Source organism: Aquimarina aggregata, assembly GCF_001632745.1.
Taxonomy (GTDB): Bacteria; Bacteroidota; Bacteroidia; order Flavobacteriales; family Flavobacteriaceae; genus Aquimarina; species Aquimarina aggregata.
In genome coordinates, this window is record NZ_LQRT01000002.1 from 382,719 (window position 1) to 406,587 (window position 23,869).

The window sequence follows — 23,869 nt, forward strand, 5'->3', positions numbered from 1 at the left end:
TACTCTTTCCCAGATTAATATTACTTCTTTACACTGTGAAAAAATAAAATAAATTTAGTTGGACATATGAAATTATTAAACACCTTTTTATTGTTGTCATTGACAATGCTACTAAGTAATTGTAAAGATTCATCATCAAAAACAAATGAATCTAAAGAAATTGCTGTAGAACAACATACAGACGCAGCAGGATTTACGTATGAGACGGTTACAAATGACCCTACAGGATTACGTTTATATACTTTAAATAATGGATTGAAAGTATATTTAGGTCAAAATGAAGAAGAACCTAAAATTCAAACATTAATTGCTGTGCGAGCTGGTTCGACTTATGACCCTGCAGATAATACAGGTTTAGCTCATTATTTAGAGCATATGGTTTTTAAAGGTACTGATGAGATAGGAACTCAGGATTTTGAAAAGGAAAAAGTGTTCTTAAAACAAATTTCTGATTTATACGAAGAACATAAAAAAGAAACCGATCCAGAGAAGAAAAAAGAGATTTATAAAAAAATTGATGAAGTTTCTCAAGAAGCATCAAAGGTATCTATTGCCAATGAATATGACAAAATGTTAACATCCTTAGGTGCAGAAGGAACAAATGCATTTACATCTAATGAGCAAACGGTTTATGTAAATAAAATACCAACAAACGAATTAGACAAATGGTTAACGGTAGAAAGTGAACGATTTAGTCAGTTGGTTCTACGTTTGTTTCATACAGAGTTAGAGGCAGTTTATGAAGAATTTAATAGAGGCCAAGATAGTGATGGTCGTAAGCAATACTTTGCAGTACTAGAAGGGTTATTTCCTAATCACCCATATGGTACTCAATCTACTATTGGTAAATCAGAACATTTAAAGAATCCTTCTATGGAAGCGATTCATGCATATTTTGACAAGTATTATGTGCCAAACAATATGGCAGTTATTTTAGTAGGGGATATTGATTTTGATACTACAATCAAAAAGGTTAATGATGCTTTTGGAGGGTATGAAAAAAAGGAAGTCGAGCATCCAACATTTAAGGCAGAGGCTCCAATAACTTCTCCGATTAAAAAAGAAGTTTACGGACCAACAGCAGAGTCTATTTATGTAGCGTTTAGAACAGAAGGAAAAGGATCTGAACAAGAGATCATGATAACATTAATTGATTATATGTTAGCCAATGCGCAAGCAGGTTTGATAGATTTAAATCTTAACCAAAAACAATTGGTACAAAATGCTTCATCATTTACAAATTTTGATAATGATTATGGGTTTCATATTTTGTACGGATCGCCAAAAGCAGATCAGACTTTAGATGAAGTTAAAGAACTTTTATTAGCACAAGTAGAGAAGATAAAAAAAGGAGAGTTTGAAGATTGGTTAATAGAAGCCGTGATTAATGATCTTAGATTATCGCAAATTCAACAATATGAAAATGCTTCTTCTACCGCTTACTCATATCTAAATGCTTTTATAGGTTTTCAAGACTGGAAAAGTCGTTTAGAAATGTTAGACAAAATGAAAGGAATTACAAAGCAACAAGTAGTTGATTTGGCAAATAAGGTTTATGCTAATAATTACGTAGAAGTACATAAGATTAAGGGCGAAGATAAAAATATAGTAAAAGTAGATAAGCCAGGTATCACGCCAATAGAATTGAATAGAGGAAAAGAGTCCGCTTTTCTAAAAGAATTGAATAAGGTAGAACCTGTAGCTTTAACACCGCAGTTTATTGATTATAAAACGGCAATTAAAGAAAGTAAGACAAGTAACGGCCTAGAGGTTTCTTATATAGAAAACCCAAACAATGATATTTTTAGTCTTAATATTATTTTTGATATGGGACGAGATCATGATCGTAAAGTATCTTTAGCAGCAGGATATTTAGATTATCTAGGGACAGATAAGTATACACCTGAACAATTAAAGCAAGAGTTTTATAAAATAGGAATTAGCTATAATGTAAATGCATCTGCTGATAAAACTTATGTTGGTATTTCTGGATTAAAAGAAAATCTTGACGCAGGTTTAACTTTATTAGAGCATCTTTGGAATAACGCTGTTCCAAATCAAGAAACATATGATAAATATGTAGATAAAATCTTAAAAGGAAGACAGGATAGTAAAACTCAAAAAGGAAATATACTGTGGTCTGGACTTATGAGTTATGGACAATATGGAGAAAATTCAAGATTGCGTAATATTTATTCTATCTCTGAATTAAAAGATATGAATCCAGAGGATTTAGTAAGTAAAATAAAAGAATTACGTAATTTTAAACAACGTATATTCTATTATGGTAAAGATTTAGATGGAGCAATAGCATCATTAGATAAACATCATGTTGTTGATGGATCATTACAAGATTACCCTGAAAAGACAACCTATATTCAAAAGGAAACTGGAGGTAATGTGTATTTTGTAGATTATGATATGGTTCAAAGTGAAATGTTGTTGTTAGCCAAAGGTGCAGAATTTGATCCTAAAAAAATGGCTGCTTCTAGATTGTTTAATACTTATTTTGGTGGAGGATTATCATCGATAGTTTTTCAAGAAATTCGAGAATCAAAATCATTGGCATATTCTGCTTTTTCATCATATGCACAAGCTTCAGAGAAAGGAAAATCAGATGTCGTATATGCATATATTGGTACACAAGCAAATAAGATGCCTCAGGCTGTAGATGCAATGATGGAGTTAATGACAAACATGCCAGAAGCAGAAGAGCAATTTAATCAAGCTAAAACAGCTACTTTGAAGAAGATTGCAGCTCAGCGAATAACAAAATCAAGTATTTTTTGGACCTATGAAAGCCTTAAGAAAAGAGGAATCGATAATGATAATAGAGAAGAAATATATAATACAATTAAAAACATGACGCTAGACGATCTTAAACTATTCTTTAATAAGAACATTAAAGGAGAGAATTATAATGTTCTAGTTATTGGTAATAAAAAAGATATAGATTTTAAATCGTTGTCTAAGTTAGGAGAAGTTAAAGAGATGGATATAGATTATCTTTTTAACTATGAAAAAGAAAGTAAAGATGTTAAGCTTTAAAATTTTATTTTTAGAAAAATTTTGTAATAAACCCTGTGAGAAATCACAGGGTTTATTGTTGGTCACCAGTTTGTAATTCTTATATTTGATCTAATCATTAAATAACACAAAAATAATTAAGGCGAATGAATCTTTTACAAGGAAAAACGGCTATTATCACAGGTGCCACAAGAGGTATAGGAAAGGGTATAGCAGAAGTTTTTGCACAAAACGGGGCCAATGTTGCTTTTACATATAGTTCTTCAGTAGAAGCTGCAGAAAAATTAGAAAAAGAATTAAATGATTTAGGTATCAAGGCAAAAGGTTATCAAAGTAATGCAGCTAATTATGATCAGGCACAGGAGCTAGCTAAAGATGTATTAGAAACTTTTGGAAGTATTGATATTTTGGTAAATAATGCTGGTATTACAAAGGATAATCTTTTAATGCGTATGGGCGAAGAAGATTTTGACAAAGTAATAGAGGTAAACCTTAAGAGTATTTTTAATATGACTAAAGCAGTACAGAGAACTATGCTTAAGCAACGCAAAGGAAGTATTATTAATATGAGCTCTGTTGTCGGTATTAAAGGTAATGCTGGGCAAGCTAACTATGCAGCCTCTAAAGCTGGTATTATCGGTTTTTCTAAATCGGTAGCTCTTGAACTTGGATCGAGAAATATAAGAAGTAATGTTGTTGCACCAGGTTTTATCGAAACCGAAATGACTGCAAAACTAGATGAAAAAGTTGTTGAAGGATGGAGAAATGCAATCCCACTAAAAAGAGGAGGTTCTCCAGAAGATATAGCAAACGCTTGTTTATTTTTAGCTAGTGATTTAAGTGCATATATAACAGGGCAAGTAATTCCTGTTGATGGCGGAATGCTTACTTGATTTTAAGAATGCAAACACAAACTATTTTATTGATTATAGCAGCTTTTATCATAGCAATGGTAATAGCCTTGTTTCAATATTGGTATAAAGCAAAGAATAGACAAAAGAAGAATCTATTCTTTGCTTTTTTACGTTTTTTAAGTGTTTTCTCTCTATTAGTATTATTGATTAATCCAACTTTTAAAAAAAACACATATTATACAGAAAAACCAACATTAGTTGTTGCTATAGATAACTCAGCATCTATCAAACATCTTAAGCAAGAACAAGAAGTTAGTCAACTTGTTCAACAATTAGAAGAACATAAAGATCTCAACAACAGATTTAATATTAGATATTATACATTTTCTTCTGAATTAAATGATAGTCTGAATTTTTCTTTCTTAGAAAAGCAAACTAATATTTCAAAAACATTAGAAGACTTAAATCAGATTTATAAAAACACTATTGCCCCTACATTATTATTAACAGATGGTAATCAAACCTATGGCAAAGATTATCAGTATACCAGTAAAAAGTATAAGCAGGCAGTATACCCAGTTGTAATTGGTGATACAACAACAGTCGTAGACACTAAAATCCAACAATTAAATGTAAATCGGTACGCATATTTAAAAAATAAGTTTCCGGTAGAAGTTATTCTTACATATTCAGGCAATCAAGAAGTAAAGAGTAAATTCGAAATTAAATCAGGAAATGGTGTCTTGTATAGTCAAGATATTTCATTTTCTGAAGAAAATAATTCTACAATAATAAACTTTAGCTTACCAGCAAATAATGCAGGTGTACAAAAATATACGGCGCAACTGATTCCGTTGGCCAATGAAAAAAATAGAATCAATAACCGTAAAGTTTTTGCAGTAGAAGTTATTGATCAAAAAACCAATGTGTTGATAGTGAGTGATATTTCACATCCAGATCTGGGCGCATTTAAAAAAAGTATTGAAAGTAATGAAAGGCGTGATTTAACTATCAAAAGACCTTCAGAAATACAGGCTTTAGAAGATTATCAATTAGTTGTTTTATATCAGCCTAACGCTAGATTTAAAAATTTGTATGATAAATTAAAAGCTTCGAAAAAGAATTATTTTACAATAACTGGGGCTAAAACAGATTGGGGATTTATTAATAGAATACAGAATAAATATAGACAAGAAATTACTGGACAAAGCGAGTATTACATTCCAAAATTTAATAGTAATTACGGATCATTTTTGTTTGATGATATAGGTTTTCAAAATTATCCTCCGCTTGTTGGTGCTTTCGGAGAAATAAAGGTTAATGTAAATTTTGACACATTATTGTTTAGAACAATTAGTAATATAGAAACCCAAGAACCTTTATTAATTACGATAGAAGAAAACGGAGTGCGTGAAGGGGTGTTGTTTGGAGAAGGTATATGGCGTTGGCGTGCACAAAATTATCTAAATACTCAGGGATTTGAAAGTTTTGATGATTTTTTTGGGAAAATTGTACAATATTTAGCATCCAGTAAGAGAAAAAGTAGATTAAATACAACTTCAGAATCTTTTTATTATGGTAATGCAAATATTAAGATTAAGGCAGAATACTTCACCAAGAACTATGAATTCGACAGAAGAGGTAATTTACGTATTACTATTAAGAATACAGATTCAGAAGCTACACAAACAATACCAATGATTCTTAAAAACAACTCATATGAAGTTGATTTGAGTAATTTATCTACTGGTAATTACGAATATACAGTGACCGCTATTGGTGAAAACATAGCAAGATCAGGAAGTTTTGCAGTACTAGAGTATAATGTAGAACAACAATTTCTTAATGCTGATGTAACAAAACTTAAGCAAGTTGCTACTAATACAAATGGAAAGATAAGTTATTTAGATCAGCAAGATGATTTAATGAATAGTTTGATACAAGATCAGCGGTACCAAGTGATTCAGAAAAGCAAAGAAAATGTAGTATCTTTAATAGATTGGAAATATCTTCTAGCAATAGTTATTTTGTTACTTGCGATAGAATGGTTTGCAAGAAAATATAACGGACTTATTTAAAATTAAACTCAAAATTATTATGGAAAGATTACCAAAAATAGGATTACCTATTCTTATTATTATTGTATTGTTAATTGTCTTTATTTCAAAAGCTTCGGTTAATATAGGTTATGGAGAAGCAGGAGTCTTATTTAAAACCTTTGGCGGAGGTGTAGTAACGGATGAACCTGCCCTAGGAGAGGGGTTTCATATCATAGCACCGTGGAATAAGGTTTATGTATACAATACTAAACAACAAGAAGTTTTCGAAAAGAAAATGCAGGTATTATCGTCTAATGGATTAGAAATATCTTTAGATGTATCTGTTTTATATCAACCTAAAATGGAAAAATTAGGTTTACTACATCAAACTAAAGGTGAAGACTACCTTAATATCGTTATTGTTCCTGAAATTCGTGCAGTAGCTAGAAGTGTAGTAGGAAGATATACACCAGAGCAATTATATTCTACGAAAAGAGATGCCATACAAAATGAAATTTTTGAAGAAACAAAAAAGAAAGTAGATGGTCAATATGTTCAATTAAACGCTGTTTTAGTAAGAGATGTAACCTTACCAATAGCTATAAAAGAAGCGATAGAACGTAAATTAAAACAAGAACAAGAATCCTTAGAGTATGAATTCAGAATTGAAAAAGCTAAAAAAGAAGCAGAAAGACAAAGAATTGATGCAGAAGGTAAAGCTGCTGCAAATACAATTTTAAGTGCTTCGCTAACGGATAAAATTCTTAAAGAAAAAGGTATTGAAGCTACATTAGAGCTTTCTAAATCTCCTAATGCAAAAGTTATTGTTGTTGGATCTGGAAAAGATGGGATGCCTCTAATTTTAGGAAATCAATAAAATTTACACACAATTTTAGTACAAAACTGCTTATTTAATTAAATAAGCAGTTTTTTTATTTAAATCCTTATTTTTAGAGGGTTTTTGGGAATATTAATTTGATAGTTGAAATGTTAAAATTTAAGTATTAATGTGTTAAAAATAGGTTAAACACCATAAAAATACTACTTTTAAACCTCAAACTCAACTTTAATAATATGACTAAAAAATTAGTTGGCTCATGTATAGTGGGCTTAAGCTTGGTTACTTTATCTCTATTAGTATTACCTCCCCGGAATAAAAATGATGAAAAACAAAGTAGCAATCAAGAAGACATTGTTAGCTTAAGAAAGCAACATTCAGAACATTTAGCAAATAGTCCATTTAAAGAGACTATTAAACTTACTAAAAAAGAAAGAAAAGCTAAAGGACTCCCTCCTAAACAATATTTCGAACAAATGTGGGAGTTAACAATTAATCCACAAACTGGTAAAACATCACCAGAAAATATTCAAAACCTTCAAAAAGAATTGAAATCAAAAAGAGGAAACGCTAAAAGCGCTCCCGGTGATTCTCAAAGTAACCCTTGGATAGAAAGAGGGCCAAATGATATTGGTGGTCGTACTAGAGCCATCCTTTTTGATCCTAACGACAGCAGTAATAGACGAGTGTATGCTGGTGGAGTTAGTGGTGGTTTATGGGTTAATAATAATATTACTTCTTCTACTTCTCAATGGAGTAGAGTACAAAATGTCCCAGGTAATTTATCTGTTACTTCTCTTACCGTGGATCCTCGAAATTCAAATATTTGGTACATGGGAACCGGAGAGCAGTATACTGCAGGTGATGTAGTAGGTAATGGGGTTTATCGTTCTGTAGATGGTGGTAGTAGCTGGCAAGCACTTACCATTCCTGCTGCAGGTGGCGGAAACATTAATTTTAACGCTAATAACCTTTTTATTTCAGGTATTTTTTATGTTAATGACATCGTAGCTTGGAATAATACAGCTCAAAATCGTACAGAATTATTCGTTGGAGTAGGAGCACACTCATATGGTGATGCAGCCGGACCAGCAAACTGGTTAGGTTTTCAAACTGCAGGATTGTATCGCTCAATTGATGGTGGAAGTACTTGGAACAGAATTGAATCTACAAACATGAGATTTGATTTTAGAGGTACAGACTATTCATATATTCCAAATGATTTTGAAATTGGAGCAGATAATACATTATGGATGGGTACTATAACAACTCCGGGAATTGGAGGAGATGGTGGTGGACGAGTATTTAGCTCAACTAACGGTGCAACATGGACTCAGGTTACCGTTTTAGCAGATGCAAATAGAGTTGAATTAGAAACTTCTACTACTGATGCAAATAAAATTTATGCACTGACTCAAGGGGTTTCAGATCCTATACATATCTATAGAACAACCAATAAATTTGGAAACGTGACAGCGACAGCATTACCAAATGATGCAGATGCAGGAATTCCTGATAATGATTTTACAAGAGGACAAGCGTTTTATGATTTAATGATAGAGGCAGATCCTAATAATGATGATATAGTATATGTAGGTGGTATTGATCTTTTTAGATCTACAAATAGTGGTAATTCTTGGTCTCAAATCTCGAAATGGTCAAACAATTCAGGTTTAGCTAGTTTACCAGTTTCTTTGGTTCATGCCGATCAACATGCAATGACTTTTAGACCCGGAAATTCTAATCAGGCAATTTTTGGAAATGATGGTGGTATATTTTATGCCTCTAGTTTATCTACAGCATCAAGTTCAAATGTTTTTGGTGCTAGAAATAACAACTATAATGTAACTCAATATGTTAAAGCCGGAATAGGACCTAACGGTACTGGTGATGTTGTAGGTATTTTCTCTGCTGGAGCACAGGATAACGGATCACAGGCATTTAGAAACGCTTCCGCAGGAATTAATGGTTCTGAAGAACTTTCTGATGGTGACGGTTTCTATACTTTTGTAGATAAAGATGGTGAGTATATGACCGCTACCTTTACAAATAACAATATTTATAGATTTAATCTACCATGGGATGGTAGAGGCAGACGTCAAGGTGGAGCAACCACATTGTTAAGAGAAAATTCTGGAGATTTTGTGAATCAGATGGGATATGATAGTGATCGTGACTATTTATTGTCAAATGCTACGGTACGTAATGCAGATAACACAAGTACTTTTGCTATTAAAACAATCGATGTTGCAAATAATCGTAATGCAAATATTACTAATGCGTTATTAACAAGTAAACCAACTGCATTTATTGCTTCTCCATTTGCAAACGCGACATGGTACGTTGGAACCGCAGCAGGAGGTCTTTTAAGACTTACAGGAGTAGGAGTAGGTTCGGCAAATTGGACAGAAATTACAACACCATTTGTAGGTTCAGTTTCTTCTGTTAGACTAGGAGCTACTGCAAATGATATCATGGTAACAATACATAATTATGGTGTAACCAGTGTTTGGCTTACTTCTAATGGGGGTACAAGCTGGACTAGTAAAGAAGGAGATTTACCAGATATCCCTGTAAGAGATATTTTACAAAATCCATTAGATAGAACAGAGGTTATATTAGCCACTCAATTAGGAGTATGGGTTACTAAAAACTTTGATGCAACTAATCCTAACTGGAGTCAAGCATATAATGGAATGAGTGATGCAAGCGTAACATCATTTGATTATTGGGCTGTTAATGGAGATGATAATAATAATAAAATTATAGCTTCTACATATGGTCGTGGAGTGTTTACAGGTTCATTTACATCTAATTCTGTTGCTGATACGCAGGCTCCATCTGCACCAACAAATTTAACAGCGTCAAATACTACGCAAACAACAGTAGATTTAAGTTGGTCGGCTTCAACCGATAATGTTGGAGTATCTGGATATGAAGTACTACAAGATGGTGCAGTGCTTGGTTCTGTTACAGGAACAAATACAACAGTATCTGGACTAACGGCTAATACTTCATATACTTTTAGAGTAAGAGCAACAGATGCAGCAGGTAATACTTCTGGAAACAGTAATAGTGTTGCTGTTACAACAGCAAGCGCTGGCGGAGGGGGAACCTCTGGATGTACAGCAGGAGTATCTTCTTTTCCTTATAATGAAGGATTTGAAAGCGGATTAGGAGGTTGGACTCAAGGATCGGGAGATGATTTTGATTGGATTCGTCAATCTGGAGGTACCCCATCAAATAGTACAGGGCCATCATCTGCAGATCAAGGTAGTTTTTATGTATATGTAGAAACATCAAACCCTAATAATCCAAGTAAAACTACAATCTTAAATTCACCATGTTTTAACTTAGCAGGTGAAACAGCTGCTAGCTTTACATTTAGATATCAAATGACAGGAAATGCTGTTGGAGAATTAAAATTAGAAGCAAGTAGTAATAATGGTGCTTCATGGACTCAAGTATGGAGTAGATCTGGAGATCAAGGTGCACCATGGAACAGTGCAAATGTTGATTTAACAAGTTATGTGGGTGATTCAGTACAACTACGTTTCGTAGGAACTTCAGGAAGTTCTTGGCAAGGTGATATGGCTGTAGATACAATAGCTCTTTCAACAGGAGGAACTAGTACTCCTACAGATATTTGTGAAGGTGTAGCACCATATAATGGTACTGGTCAAGGATATGTAGCTGGAGATAGAGTTACTTTTCGAGGAGACTTATATGAAAGAACAGCAACAGGTTGGGTGAATCTTGGTGCTTGTGGAACAACAACTACATCTAATGTTACAACTGCTGGTTTAAATGAAATTCAAAATTTATCATTTAACTTCAAAGTGTATCCTAATCCTGCAACAGGAAATACATTATATTTTACAGCTCAGACGTCATCTACTATAACTTATAAGATAATGAATATGGTAGGGCAAGTTGTAGGAAATGGAACTTCAAATGATGGAAGCATTAACATACAGGATTTATCGAGAGGTACATACTTTATGGAAATGACAACAGATAATTTTGAAAAAAGCGTAAAAGCGTTTGTGAGAAATTAATATAACAGTCTTATTTATATTAAAATAAAAAAAACCGGACATTTGTCCGGTTTTTTTATACTCCAAATGTATCCAATGGCTTACTCCTTCATCAGTTTTTTTGCTTGATCTTTCCAGTTATCCCGTTCTATACGTCCAGGGAAAAATTGAATAAGTTCTGTAACAGTATCAATATCTTTTTTTGTGAATTTACTTATCTGTTCAAAGGTATAAATACCGATGCCATTTAGTTTATTTTCAATAAAAGGACCAACACCACTTATTAGTTTTAAATCATCTTTTTGAGAGGCATCAGCTTTTCCAAAACTCGTAAAATCAAGTTCTGGTTTTTTGTCGCTACTTGGTTTTTGAGAACTTACAGGGATTCCGCCATGATCTCTAGTTTTTATCGCTTTTATGTCATTGTTTGAAGCACTAGTTTCTGGTGTGGTTGGATTTGAAAATGTTGTTTTTGCATGCGCATTGCTTACATTTTTTAACTTAGTATTCTCTTTTTTACAATCATCAAGCTCTTTTCTATACTTATCCTTTAGTGCCCATCTTGATAAAAACCAACCTAGTAAAAAGGCTAGGATCAACAATATCAATAGACACCACCAGTTTGCTTCGTTTAAAAATTCTAACATAGTTGTATTTTATTTAGTTTACTATTATTTCTATTCTTCTATTTTTTGCTTTGTTTTCATCACTATCATTTGGTGCAATGGGATCAGATTCTCCTTTTGATGAAGCTTTAATCTTATTCTCTTCAACACCTTGAGCAATAAGATATTTCTTTACATTATTTGCTCTTTCTTGTCCGTACCATAAATTTGCTTCATTACTACCAACATTATCTGTATGTCCGATAATTTGAATATTCTTATTAGGATATTTATTTAAGTAATTTTTAAGTTCTAAAGCATAATTTACCAGCGTAGCATCGGGTTTGAAAGTTTTTTGACCAAATCCAGAATATAGAGTTCTATTTGCTACACTTTTTTCAACAACTGCAAGACGTGATTCATCCAACGTTCCAAAATTTAAAAGAATACCTCCATTGTAAATACCATCATTATTATAGGTATAATCTTCAGATTTAGTCTTAACAACAATGCGATCTTGGTTTATTCCGGCTTTTACCAGAACATTTTTGATATACGTTGCTCTTGAAATCCCGAGTCCTGATTCATTTTTGTTTTCTATGGAATTCTCTAATCCTGTAATGACTAGCTCCTGATCTTGATGCTCTCCTAGATAAAAGGCTACTTGATCAATAAAACCTCCTAAGTTGCTTGGGATAAAAACATTGCCATTAGTGTTGTTAATTTGAAGATTTTCTGGGTATGTAAATATATCCTGACCATCACTACCTTTAGCAAAAAGCCCAATAGCTTTGTTAGCTGCCGCAATACTGTCTTCATATGCTTTTTTAGCAATAGCCTCAGCTTCGGCATTTTTTTGCTTGTTAACTGTAGTGCTTTTTCCAGTATCTTTTATACACCAATTACAAGAATAATACCACCATATTCCTAACCACGCAAATAGTATAAAAATAAGCAGTGAGATAAAGTTTTTCATATGTTAATGATTAGTGTTAGTCTTTTAAAGTTATAAAAATGTTTATAATCAACCTATTATGAACTTTAAATTCTAAAAATAAATAACAGAAAAAAGATTAATTGCAAAAAATTAAGCTGAAATACGTTTTTAAAAAAAATATTTTTTATAAATTCGCAGAGTATTTAAAAATTCAATGAAAAACTTATTTCTACATCATCATCACCATTATATTTTCGCTCAGGCGTGGTAGGTATGATATGTATATAATTTATATAATAATATTAATAACCCGTTTGAGCAACTCAAGCGGGTTTTTTTATGTTATTATCCCGTTTTAAATTGATCAAACTCAACAACAAAAAAGAGAATGTCAAAAATTAAAATTGCTATTCAAAAAAGTGGAAGACTTAATGAGGATTCTGTAAAAATTCTTAAAGATTGTGGTATTTCTATTGATAATGGAAAAGATCAATTAAAAGCAGAGACCCGTAATTTTCCTATGGAAGTTATGTTTTTACGAAATGGCGATATTCCGCAATACTTAAGGGATGGAGTAGTAGATATAGCTATTATAGGAGAAAATGTACTTATTGAAAAAGGAAAAGATATAGCTATTGCAGAGCGACTTAATTTTTCTAAGTGTAAGGTTTCACTTGCTGTTCCAAAAGATTTTGAATATAATTCAATTAAAGATTTGGATGGAAAAAGGATTGCTACCTCATATCCAAATACAGTGAACGAATATTTAGAAACAAAAGGAATTTCGGCCGAGTTACACCAAATATCAGGATCAGTTGAAATTGCACCCAATATAGGTTTGGCAGATGCAATTTGTGATATCGTATCTAGTGGTAGTACTTTATTTAAGAATAACCTTAAAGAAGTAGAAGTCATGCTTACTTCTGAAGCTGTATTGGCAATATCTCCTAAAATTTCGAAAGAAAATAGAAAACTTCTTGAAAAATTACAATTTAGAATAAAATCAGTTTTAAAAGCTAGAAACTCTAAATATGTACTACTTAATGCGCCTAATGATAAGATAGAAAATATTGTAAAAATATTACCTGGAATGAGAAGTCCAACCGTATTACCATTAGCAGAAAAAGGATGGAGTTCTATTCATACAGTAGTAGAAAAAAATAAATTCTGGGATATTCTTGATGAATTAAAAGAAGAAGGCGCAGAGGGGATTTTAGTTTGCCCAATAGAAAAAATGGTACTGTAAATGTAGAATATATGTATACCATAAAGATTATTCCAAAAGACGCCATAAAAAGTATTTTACCATTATTAAGAAAACTTAATCCCAATATAGATGAGGATACATTAAAAAATAGACTTGATCAAATGTTAATTCAGGGATATGAATGTGTTGGAGTATATGATGATAAAGTATTGATAGGGATTTCAGGGATGTGGTTTTTAACTAAATATTACGTAGGTAAACATGTAGAACCTGATAATGTTTTTATTTTACCCGAATATCAAGGAAAAGGAATAGGTAAGCTTTTAATCAATTGGATTTTTGAATATGCCAAATCTAAAGGGTGCGTAGCTTCAGAGTTAAATTGTTATATAGATAATAAAGCGGGGCATAAATTTTGGAAAAATCATGGGTATGATATTATAGCATATCATTTTCAAAAAGAATTATAGTTTAAAGATAAAACAAGCTGTTATTCTCTGATTATTAAGAGGTATTAACAGTGCAGAATAGGATATGAAAAAGATATACAATCCAGATAAAACTACTTGGTTAGAAGTGCTTAAAAGACCAACGCAAACTGTTGCCGATATAGAAAATACCGTACTCAATGTTTTTGACAAGGTTAAATCTGAAGGTGATATTGCAATTAATGAGTTTACTCAAAAGTTTGATGGCGTATTATTAGACGAAATTTTAGTATCAGTTGAAGAAATAGAAGAGGCAAAAAATATAATTTCTGAAGAATTAAAAGAAGCAATTGGCCTTGCAAAATCTAATATTGAAACTTTTCATGCAGCCCAAAAAACAAGTAAAATTTCAGTCGAAACTGTTGATGGAGTTTCCTGTTGGCAGGAAAAAAGACCTATTCAAAAAGTAGGACTATATATTCCAGGAGGAACTGCACCTCTATTTTCTACGATTTTAATGTTAGCTATACCTGCAAATTTAGCGGGATGTCAAGAAATCGTATTATGTTCTCCACCTAACAAAGAAGGTAAGATTAACCCCGCTATTTTATATACCGCAAATCTTTGTGGTGTAACAAAAATATGTAAAGTTGGAGGTATTCAAGCTGTAGCTGGAATGACTTTTGGTACAAAATCGATCCCTCAAGTATATAAAATATTTGGACCAGGTAATCAGTTCGTAACAGTTGCAAAGCAGTTAGCAACAAAGTTTGGTGTTGCTATAGATATGCCCGCAGGACCTAGTGAACTACTAGTCGTTGCAGACGATAATGCAAATGCCGCTTTTGTAGCTTCAGATTTATTAAGTCAAGCTGAACACGGTAAAGATAGTCAGGTGATTATGGTAACAACATCTAAAAAAATGATAGACGGTGTTGAGCAAGAAATTGAAAAACAACTAGAAATATTACCAAGAAAGGATATTGCTAGAATAGCAATAGAAAATTCAAAATTAATATATGTAGAGAATGATGAGTTGGCCCTTGATCTTATTAATGAATACGGTCCTGAACATTTTATTGTTTGTGTAAAAAACGAAGATTTTTATATAAATAACATTGCAAATGCAGGTTCAGTTTTTATAGGGGATTATACACCAGAAAGTGCTGGAGACTATGCGTCTGGGACAAATCATACACTACCTACAAATGGATATGCAAAGCAGTATAGTGGAGTAAATTTGGATAGTTTTATGAAATCTATGACCTTTCAGAAAATATCGGCAAAAGGAATTCAAAATATAGGAACAGCCATCGAACTAATGGCAGAAGCAGAAGGATTACAAGCACATAAAAATGCGGTTACCTTACGATTAGAGAGTTTAAAAAAAGGATAGTATTCTAATTGTATTAGATACATAAGCTTAAATAAGAATGAATAAAGTAGATTTTAATATAGACCAAATAATACGTGAAAATGTAAAAGGTTTAAAACCATACTCTTCGGCTAGGGATGAGTACGTTAGCGATGGATCTGATATGATTTTTTTGGATGCAAATGAAAATCCATTCGAGAATGGGGTAAATCGTTACCCCGATCCTCAACAAAGAAGTCTAAAAGCTGTATTAGCAGAACAAAAAAAAGTGTCGGTTAAAAATATTTTGCTAGGAAATGGAAGTGATGAAGTATTAGATCTTTTATTCAGAGCATTTTGCGAACCAAAAAAAGATAATATTATTACACTGCCTCCTACCTACGGAATGTATAAAGTATTGGCAAATATTAATAATATTGAAGAACAAGAAGTACTTCTTTCGGATAACTTTGAACCTAATGTTGAAGAAATTCTTAATAGAGTTACGGTAAACACCAAGATTATTTTCCTGTGTTCTCCCAACAATCCTACAGGAAACTCTTTTCCTGAAAATACGATAATAGAAATATTAGAAAGTTTTAAGGGATTAGTAGTAATAGATGAAGCGTATATCGATTTTTCGGATAAAGAATCTTGGATTGTTAAGATAAAATCATATCCAAACCTTATTGTTACGCAAACACTTTCTAAAGCCTATGGATTGGCAGGGATACGACTCGGAGTTTGTTATGGCTCAGAAGATGTTATTGCTGTTTTGAATAAAATAAAGCCTCCTTATAATGTAAATGAGTTAACACAACAAAGAGCTTTGGAGCGTGTTCTAAATCAAGAGCAAGTGAAACAAGAAGTGTCAGAAATATTAGAGCAAAGAACTTATCTTGAGAAAACGTTGTCTGCATTATCTTTTGTGATAAAAGTATATAAGAGTGATGCTAATTTTATTTTAGTCAAAGTCGATGATGCTAATAAACGATATGATCAATTACTAGAAGAAGGTATTGTAGTAAGAAATAGAAGTACACAACCTTTATGTGAGAATACATTGCGTTTTACTGTGGGTACAGTTGAAGAGAATAAGAGATTAATAAAAATAATAACAAACATATAATTACATTTTGGTAAAATCCCGAATGTATAATGGATTATTAAAAATGAAAAAGAAAGTATTATTCATTGATCGTGATGGAACTATGATCAAGGAAACCGTAGACGAACAGATTGATGCATTTGAAAAAATGATATTCTATCCCAAAGCTTTTACGTATTTAGGTAAAATCGCCCAAGAATTAGATTATGAATTAGTAATGATTACGAATCAAGATGGTTTAGGAACTGATGTTTTTCCGGAAGATACATTTTGGCCTGTTCATAATTTTATAATGAAATCTTTTGAAAACGAAGGTGTTGTTTTTGATAAAGTGTTTTTGGATAGAACATTCCCACATGAAAATGCAGATACAAGAAAACCAGGAACGGGTTTACTTACAGCATACTTTTCTGAAGAATATGATTTAGAGAATTCTTTTGTGATAGGAGATCGATTAACCGATATGGAGTTGGCAAAAAATTTAGGTGCCAAAGGGATTTTTATAAACGATAATACAAACCTCGGAACAGGAGAAATTACAGTAAAACGAGATGAGTTAGATAAATATATCGCTTTAGAAAATAATGATTGGCAGAAAATTTACGAGTTTCTAAAATTAAAAGACCGAGTAGCCGAAATTTCTAGAAAAACAAATGAGACTGATATTTATATCAAACTTAATTTAGATGGTACAGGTAAAAGTAATATTAGTACTGGTCTTGATTTTTTTGATCATATGTTAGATCAAATTTCTAGACATGGGCAAATGGATTTAGAGATCAAAGTAAAAGGAGATCTAGAAGTAGATGAACACCATACTATTGAAGATACCGCTATCGCCCTTGGAGAGGTTTTTAGTACAGCGTTGGATAACAAATTAGGGATAGAGCGTTATGGTTTTTGTTTACCTATGGATGACTGCTTGGCCCAAGTAGCTATTGATTTTGGAGGACGAAATTGGTTAGTTTGGGAAGCAGAATTTACAAGAGAAATGATTGGTAAAATGCCAACAGAAATGTTTTTTCACTTCTTTAAGTCATTTACAGATGGAGCAAAAGCTAATCTTAATGTAAAAGCAGAAGGTACTAATGAGCATCATAAAATTGAAGCTATTTTTAAAGCCTTTGCTAAAGCGATTAAAGTGGCTGTAAAGCGGGATGCTGATAAAATGATTTTACCAAGTACGAAGGGAATGTTATAGTACATTAATTTAAGTTTTTGATAAACTTTAATTTTTGTTACTAAAATTGAGTAAAAAATAGTAGAGCGCTAAGACGCAATAAGTATAATAAAATGAAGATTGTAATTATAAATTACGGAGCAGGAAACATTCAGTCAATCAAGTTTGCAATTCAAAGATTGGGGTATGATGCAATTTTAAGTAATGATCCTAAAGAAATAGAATCTGCAGATAAGGTTATATTTCCGGGAGTGGGAGAAGCAAGTAGCGCAATGAAAAAATTAAAAGACTCAGGATTGGATGCACTAGTTCCAAAATTAAAACAGCCAGTTTTGGGAATATGTTTGGGGATGCAATTAATGTGTAATCATACAGAAGAAGGTGATACTACAGGCTTAGGAATCTTTGATGTTGATGTTTTACGATTTGATACTACGGTTAAGGTTCCACAAATAGGATGGAATCAGATAACATCACTCACCTCACCTTTGTTTAAAGGAATTAATGAAAAAGAATATATCTATTTGGTACATAGTTATTATGCTCCATTAACAAAAGATACTGTTGCCAAAACTGATTATGGGATAGCGTATAGTACTGCTTTTCATAAAGATAATTTTTATGGGACACAGTTTCACCCAGAAAAAAGTAGCGTAGTTGGTGAAAAAATATTAAAAAACTTCTTAGAGTTATGAGAATAATACCCGCAATTGATATTATAGACGGAAAATGTGTAAGACTCTCTAAAGGAGATTATAACACCAAAAAAATATATAATGAAAACCCGTTAGAAATAGCAAAAGAATTTGAAGCACATGGGATTACATATCTTCATTTAGTAGATCTTGATGGTGCTAAATCTAAGCATATAGTAAATCATAAAATTTTAGACCAAATAGCATCAAAAACTGCTCTAAAAATTGATTTTGGAGGAGGACTTAAGACAGATGATGATCTTAGAATTGCTTTTGAAAGTGGAGCATCTCAGATTACTGGCGGAAGTATAGCAGTTAAGGATCCCGATGTTTTTAAAGCATGGATACAAAAGTTTGGACCAGATAAAATTATTTTAGGAGCAGACGCACATCATGAAAAGATTGCCGTTAGTGGTTGGCAAGAAGAAAGTGACAAAGAATTAATCCCATTTATTCAAGAATATCAGAAAGAAGGAGTGTCGTATGTGATTTGTACAGATATTAGTAAAGATGGGATGTTACAAGGCCCTTCATTTGATCTATATGCAAGGATACTAAAAGAAACCAAAGATTTAAAATTGATAGCCTCAGGAGGTATTTCTACCTTTGATGAATTACCTAAATTGGAAGATCTAGGGTGTGAAGGAACAATTATAGGCAAAGCTATTTACGAGAATAGAATTAGCCTAAAACAATTAGAAGATTATATTCTATCTAAGGCGTAATCATGAGCGAATTGGTAAACAAAGAATTTAAAGAACAAATTATATATCGTTTAAACGAAAGTACAAGAATGATATCACTTTGTTTTGATCAATTACCAGAAGAAGATATCTGGAAACGTCCAAATACTAATTCTAATAGTATAGGGCACCTAATAGTTCATTTATGCGGAAACATAACTCAATATGTTATTGCCTCTTTAGGAGGTTTAGAAGATAATAGAGAGCGGGATAAGGAATTCTCCGAAGAGAAAACACATTCAAAGGAGCAACTTTTAGAAAAGTTAAAGTCTACTTTATATAGAGCAAAAGAAATTATTCAGAATATTTCAGAAGAAGAGCTATTAAGAAAAAGAGAAGTGCAAGGGTTTACATTTTCTGGTATTGGTATCTTAATACATGTCACAGAGCATTATTCATACCATACCGGGCAAATTGCATTTTGGATAAAGCAATTAAAGGACAAAAAAAGTTTAGGGTTTTACGATGGAATAGACCTAAGTATTAAAAATAAAAAAAGCTAATGCTAACAAAAAGAATAATACCGTGTTTAGATATCAAAAATGGTCGTACGGTAAAAGGAGTGAACTTTGTTGATTTACGCGATGCTGGTGACCCGGTAGAGCTAGCAGATATATATTCAAAAGCAGGAGCAGATGAGCTAGTGTTTCTAGATATTTCTGCAACCGAAGAAAGACGTAAAACATTGGCGAATCTTGTGCTTCGAGTGGCAGAAAAAGTTAATATCCCCTTTACTGTTGGAGGTGGGATTTCGTCTGTAGAAGATGTTGATATTTTATTACAAAATGGAGCGGATAAAGTGTCAGTAAATTCTTCGGCAGTTAAAAACCCTCAGTTAATTAATGATTTAGCTGCAAAATTTGGTAGTCAATGTATAACAGTTGCCATTGATGCTAAACAAATAGAAGGAGAATGGATTGTACATTTAGTAGGAGGTAAGGTTCCAACACAACTCAATTTATTTGATTGGGCAAAAGAAGTAGAACAACGTGGGGCAGGAGAAATTCTTTTTACTTCTATGGATAACGATGGTACAAAAGATGGTTTTGCCAATAGAGCACTAGCTAGATTATCATCAGAACTCAATATTCCTATAATAGCTTCTGGTGGAGCAGGAAATAGTAAACATTTTGTAGATACCTTTGTACAAGGAAAAGCAGATGCAGCATTGGCAGCAAGTGTTTTTCATTTTAAAGAAATTGAAATTCAAGACTTAAAAAAAGAGTTACAAGATAAAAATATTCCAGTACGATTATAATACCCTTTAAACCGTAGAGTATTGTACATGTATGTTAAATGAGGAATGATACAGTACTTAAGTAATATGATAAATAAAAAATAGATGAAAATAGACTTCAATAAAAATAATGATGGACTAGTGCCTGCAATTATTCAAGATGCATCAACAAAAAATGTGCTAATGCTAGGATATATGAATGAAGAGGCATATAATAAGACAATTACAACCAAAAAGGTGACTTTTTATAGCAGGTCAAAAAAAAGATTATGGACAAAAGGGGAAGAAAGTGGTAACATATTGAACCTTGTCGACATTAAGAATGACTGCGATGATGATACGCTATTGATTTTTGTAAATCCAGAAGGTCCAACTTGTCATACAGGAACAGATACATGTTGGAATGAAGATAATAATCAATCTTTTGGCTTTTTGTCTGAATTAGAAGGTGTTATAGAAGATAGAAAAAAGAATCAAGAAGATTCTAAATCTTATGTAGCTTCTTTGTTTCGAAAAGGAATTAATAAGGTAGCGCAAAAGGTAGGTGAAGAAGCAGTAGAGGTAGTAATTGAAGCAAAAGATGATAATGAAGAACTTTTTTTGAATGAAAGTGCAGATTTATTATTTCACTATTTAATTTTATTACAAGCAAAAGGATATAAACTTAATGATATTGTTAATGTTTTAAAATCTAGAGCTTAAGTAATTATTTTATTAGTGTATTGGAGAATGTAATTGAGTAATTTTTTTAGTATAACTAAACCATCATATATTGAAAACAAAGTGTAAACGACTAGGGATTTTGGGGAATTCTTTAGTCATTGTATGCATAGCATTTTTGCTGTCTTACAATCAAATATACTCGCAATGTAATCTAGGGTTGATTACCATAGAACAATGCGATATGGAAAATGTTGATTTTAATACCGATGGTGCACCAGACGGTATTATAAATTTATATACAGAAACTGGTACTACTACGGCAGATGGGATCTGGATGATAGATCCTAAATTTGATACAGCGTTTGATGCTACCACGGGTAATTTATCTATGTGGGATTTAAAAAATTCTACAGTATTGGGTACCGAAAATGATTATTTTTTCGAATTAAAAAATGCTAGCTGTGGTGATGAACCATTTAGAACAGCAAGGTTAATTCTTGGACCATATTCTGGAGTAGCATTACCCTCATCAGGTCCACCATTAGATGTAAATGGACAGGGGTGTGATGGGGATATCTTTGGTTTTGATCTGTTTACTGTGTTTGCTTTAAATAGTGAAATACCTTCACCACATCTTAATGGTGTATGGAGTTATAATGGTACAAGTCCTAATTTTGTTGGAGTTGTGGGGTCTAGATTATTTGTAGAGATACCAAACGATCCTGTAGATTTAGTGGATCAAGAAGTTTTTGAACTTACATATACAGTTTCAGGTACTTTAGGTTGTTCTGGAATAGAACAAACAACAGTTAGAATAGCAATGGTAAGGCAAGTAGAATCTGGTATTTCTGAACCTACAGAAATATGTGAGGATGATATTTTGGCTGGAGTTTATGATGTAGAGATTGATTTGAGAGATGATCAATACTTAAGAGAAGAAGATGAAGAGGGGATATGGCTTACTGATTTAGATCCAACAGGAGAAATAGAGAATGAAATAGACTCAAGAATCAACCTTAGAACGATATATAATGATTTGATTGATAGTGGTAATAACTTAAGGTTTGGTTGTGAAACGTATGATTTTGTATATTCTGTAGAAGATCGATCTGCAGTTTGTATGGATCAAACCACTACTGTAAGCTTTACAATTTATGAACAGCTTAGACCGTTTAGTCAACCAAATCCTACACCAAGAGTATGCAGAAATGCTGCAGGGACATTAAACTTATTTGATCAGTTAAACTTTACAAGAACTGGTACTACTAATTTTGTTTATGATGATAGTTTTTATGTAAACTGGCGTTTAGTATCAGGACCTTCGAATTTGGGACTTATACCACAACCGGATAGGTTAGAAGATTTTAACCCTAGTATTGATTATTATTTGGGAACTATAAACCTATCATTTGCTCCTGCAGGGATTTATACTTTTGAATATGGTGTCACACCAGATATAAATTGCCCTTCGCCAAATCAGATTTGCGATCCATATGCACCACCAGGAGATCCAACATTTTCTCAAAATCCGTGTGATGTCCTTAAAGCTAGAGTTACTATAGAAATTTTGCCTTTCGATTATACAGGAGAAGATACATCTGATATTAATTTATGTTCATCACTGGGATCGGTAGACCTTAGAAGCTTATTAGAAACAAATGGAATAGATCCTATCGTTGATACAGGAGTTTGGACCAATTCTGTAGGTGATGTGATTGATAATAATTTTGTTTTTCCAACGATAACGACTTCTCAAGACTTTAGCTTTACGTATACAACAACGACAAGCGAAGGATGTATAGAGAGTTCTAAATTAGATTTTACAATTGACAAATTACCAGATGCAGGAGAGGGTAGCGATGCAGCAGTATGCTCTGATGAGTTAACGATTACTCTTTTTGATCTGCTTGAAGGAGAACCTGATACAACAGGTATTTGGACAGGACCTTTTGGGTATATTTCGACCGATCATTTAGGTGTTTTTGATGCTAGTGATGATATGTTACCTATTTTAGGACCTGGAATATATACATATACAGTTCCTGCAAATACAGGATGTCCGGATGCAGATGAAGCCACAGTAAATATTACTTTAGTTACACCCGAAGAAATAGGTACGGATCGAAGCGAAACTTTTTGTAAACTAGATGGCCGTGTTAATTTGTTTTCGCTTCTGGATAGAGATACAACGCGTACGGGAACGTTTGAAGATACAGATAATACTGGAGCTCTTAGTGCTGATGGTGTTTTAGAGTTTGAAACCTTAACTAACGGGATTTATAATTTTAGATATGTAGTTACTAATACATTACCTTGTGACCAATCTTCACTAATTGTTTCTGTTCAAATTGTGGATTTACCAATTCCAGTAGTTCCAGATCCAGAGTTTTGTATTCTAGATGCTAAACGATTAGACGATGTAGAGGTAGATGTACTTAACTTTAATTGGTATGATACGTTAGAAAGTGAAATTCCTATTGTAGACAATCCTATATTGTTGGACAATCAAGTATATTATATTGCTAATGTTGATGCAGATAATTGTGAGTCAGAACGTCTTAGAGTCACTATTACTATTTTAAATACAGGAGAGCGATCATCTACAGGAGAGTTATGCACCCTTGATTTTCAAGATGGGGTATCACCAAATGGCGATAACCAAAACGATACCTTTGATTTAAGAATTGATGAAGTGTATAATCTACCCGAAGCATTTCCTGATTTTGATTTAAAGATATTCAATAGATACGGTAGCCTAGTTTATGAAGGTCGACGAGATACACAAGAGTTTAGAGGAGAGAGTAATACTTCCGTACGATTAGGAGATGACCTTCCGTCAGGAACATACTTCTATATTTTTACACCAAATTTTGAAAATAACTTACCAATACAAGGTAGTATATACCTAAGCAGATAA

General features: G+C 32.6%; 18 protein-coding genes. 16 read left to right on the forward strand and 2 right to left on the reverse strand.

What is annotated here, in order from left to right; genetic code table 11:
• Nucleotides 1–66 precede the first annotated feature (66 nt).
• From AWE51_RS03430 to AWE51_RS03450, 5 genes are all read left to right on the forward strand, one after another.
• A complete protein-coding gene (locus AWE51_RS03430) occupies nt 67–3,048 on the forward strand; it encodes a M16 family metallopeptidase (RefSeq protein WP_066309487.1) in 2,982 nt (993 codons plus the stop codon).
• A 125-nt stretch (nt 3,049–3,173) separates the two neighbouring features.
• Complete coding sequence (gene fabG / locus AWE51_RS03435) at nt 3,174–3,920, forward strand: 3-oxoacyl-[acyl-carrier-protein] reductase (protein WP_066309490.1); 747 nt, start codon at nt 3,174–3,176, stop codon at nt 3,918–3,920.
• Between the two features lie 8 nt (nt 3,921–3,928).
• Nucleotides 3,929–5,959: a vWA domain-containing protein gene (locus AWE51_RS03440; RefSeq protein ID WP_066309493.1), complete on the forward strand. Its 2,031-nt coding sequence runs from the start codon at nt 3,929–3,931 to the stop codon at nt 5,957–5,959.
• Nucleotides 5,960–5,978: 19 nt separating this feature from the next.
• Entirely contained in the window at nt 5,979–6,797 is an 819-nt protein-coding gene (locus AWE51_RS03445; protein ID WP_066309496.1) for a prohibitin family protein, read from the forward strand.
• A gap of 197 nt (nt 6,798–6,994) precedes the next feature.
• A complete protein-coding gene (locus AWE51_RS03450; protein ID WP_066309499.1) occupies nt 6,995–10,816 on the forward strand; it encodes a fibronectin type III domain-containing protein in 3,822 nt (1,273 codons plus the stop codon).
• 80 nt (nt 10,817–10,896) lie between these two features.
• On the opposite strand, the gene AWE51_RS03455 is transcribed toward AWE51_RS03450, so the two are convergent.
• Together AWE51_RS03455 and AWE51_RS03460 are read right to left on the reverse strand one after the other, a co-directional pair.
• A complete protein-coding gene (locus AWE51_RS03455) occupies nt 10,897–11,442 on the reverse strand; it encodes a hypothetical protein (protein WP_066309506.1) in 546 nt (181 codons plus the stop codon).
• Between the two features lie 13 nt (nt 11,443–11,455).
• Nucleotides 11,456–12,376 (reverse strand): OmpA family protein, encoded by a 921-nt coding sequence (locus AWE51_RS03460; RefSeq protein ID WP_066309508.1) that lies wholly within the window; start codon nt 12,374–12,376, stop codon nt 11,456–11,458.
• Nucleotides 12,377–12,725: 349 nt separating this feature from the next.
• Here AWE51_RS03460 and hisG point away from each other — a divergent pair, with 349 nt between their 5' ends.
• From hisG to AWE51_RS03515, 11 genes are all read left to right on the forward strand, one after another.
• A complete protein-coding gene (hisG, locus tag AWE51_RS03465) occupies nt 12,726–13,583 on the forward strand; it encodes an ATP phosphoribosyltransferase (RefSeq protein ID WP_066309510.1) in 858 nt (285 codons plus the stop codon).
• An 11-nt stretch (nt 13,584–13,594) separates the two neighbouring features.
• Nucleotides 13,595–14,014, forward strand: coding sequence for a GNAT family N-acetyltransferase (locus AWE51_RS03470; protein WP_066310946.1), 420 nt, complete (start codon nt 13,595–13,597; stop codon nt 14,012–14,014).
• A gap of 64 nt (nt 14,015–14,078) precedes the next feature.
• A complete protein-coding gene (hisD, locus tag AWE51_RS03475) occupies nt 14,079–15,368 on the forward strand; it encodes a histidinol dehydrogenase (protein ID WP_066309513.1) in 1,290 nt (429 codons plus the stop codon).
• 37 nt (nt 15,369–15,405) lie between these two features.
• Entirely contained in the window at nt 15,406–16,455 is a 1,050-nt protein-coding gene (hisC, locus tag AWE51_RS03480) for a histidinol-phosphate transaminase (RefSeq protein WP_066309515.1), read from the forward strand.
• Nucleotides 16,456–16,498: 43 nt separating this feature from the next.
• Nucleotides 16,499–17,635 (forward strand): bifunctional histidinol-phosphatase/imidazoleglycerol-phosphate dehydratase HisB, encoded by a 1,137-nt coding sequence (hisB, locus tag AWE51_RS03485; RefSeq protein WP_066310948.1) that lies wholly within the window; start codon nt 16,499–16,501, stop codon nt 17,633–17,635.
• A 92-nt stretch (nt 17,636–17,727) separates the two neighbouring features.
• Nucleotides 17,728–18,309: an imidazole glycerol phosphate synthase subunit HisH gene (gene hisH, locus AWE51_RS03490; RefSeq protein ID WP_066309516.1), complete on the forward strand. Its 582-nt coding sequence runs from the start codon at nt 17,728–17,730 to the stop codon at nt 18,307–18,309.
• On the forward strand, nt 18,306–19,034 hold the full coding sequence (hisA, locus tag AWE51_RS03495) for a 1-(5-phosphoribosyl)-5-[(5-phosphoribosylamino)methylideneamino]imidazole-4-carboxamide isomerase (protein ID WP_066309519.1): 729 nt from the start codon (nt 18,306–18,308) through the stop codon (nt 19,032–19,034). Before hisH ends, hisA begins: the two co-directional genes overlap by 4 nt.
• A 2-nt stretch (nt 19,035–19,036) precedes the next feature.
• Nucleotides 19,037–19,555, forward strand: a complete 519-nt coding sequence (locus AWE51_RS03500; RefSeq protein ID WP_066309522.1) for a DinB family protein — start codon at nt 19,037–19,039, stop codon at nt 19,553–19,555.
• The gene (gene hisF / locus AWE51_RS03505; protein ID WP_066309525.1) at nt 19,555–20,310 is read left to right on the forward strand and encodes an imidazole glycerol phosphate synthase subunit HisF; all 756 of its coding nucleotides are present in this window, start codon (nt 19,555–19,557) and stop codon (nt 20,308–20,310) included. The genes AWE51_RS03500 and hisF overlap by 1 nt, the downstream gene beginning before the upstream one ends.
• 84 nt (nt 20,311–20,394) lie before the next feature.
• Nucleotides 20,395–20,991 (forward strand): bifunctional phosphoribosyl-AMP cyclohydrolase/phosphoribosyl-ATP diphosphatase HisIE, encoded by a 597-nt coding sequence (gene hisIE, locus AWE51_RS03510; protein ID WP_066309529.1) that lies wholly within the window; start codon nt 20,395–20,397, stop codon nt 20,989–20,991.
• 70 nt (nt 20,992–21,061) lie between these two features.
• Nucleotides 21,062–23,869 carry a gliding motility-associated C-terminal domain-containing protein gene (locus tag AWE51_RS03515; protein ID WP_232517330.1) on the forward strand — a complete coding sequence of 936 codons (2,808 nt, stop codon included), beginning with the start codon at nt 21,062–21,064 and terminating at the stop codon, nt 23,867–23,869.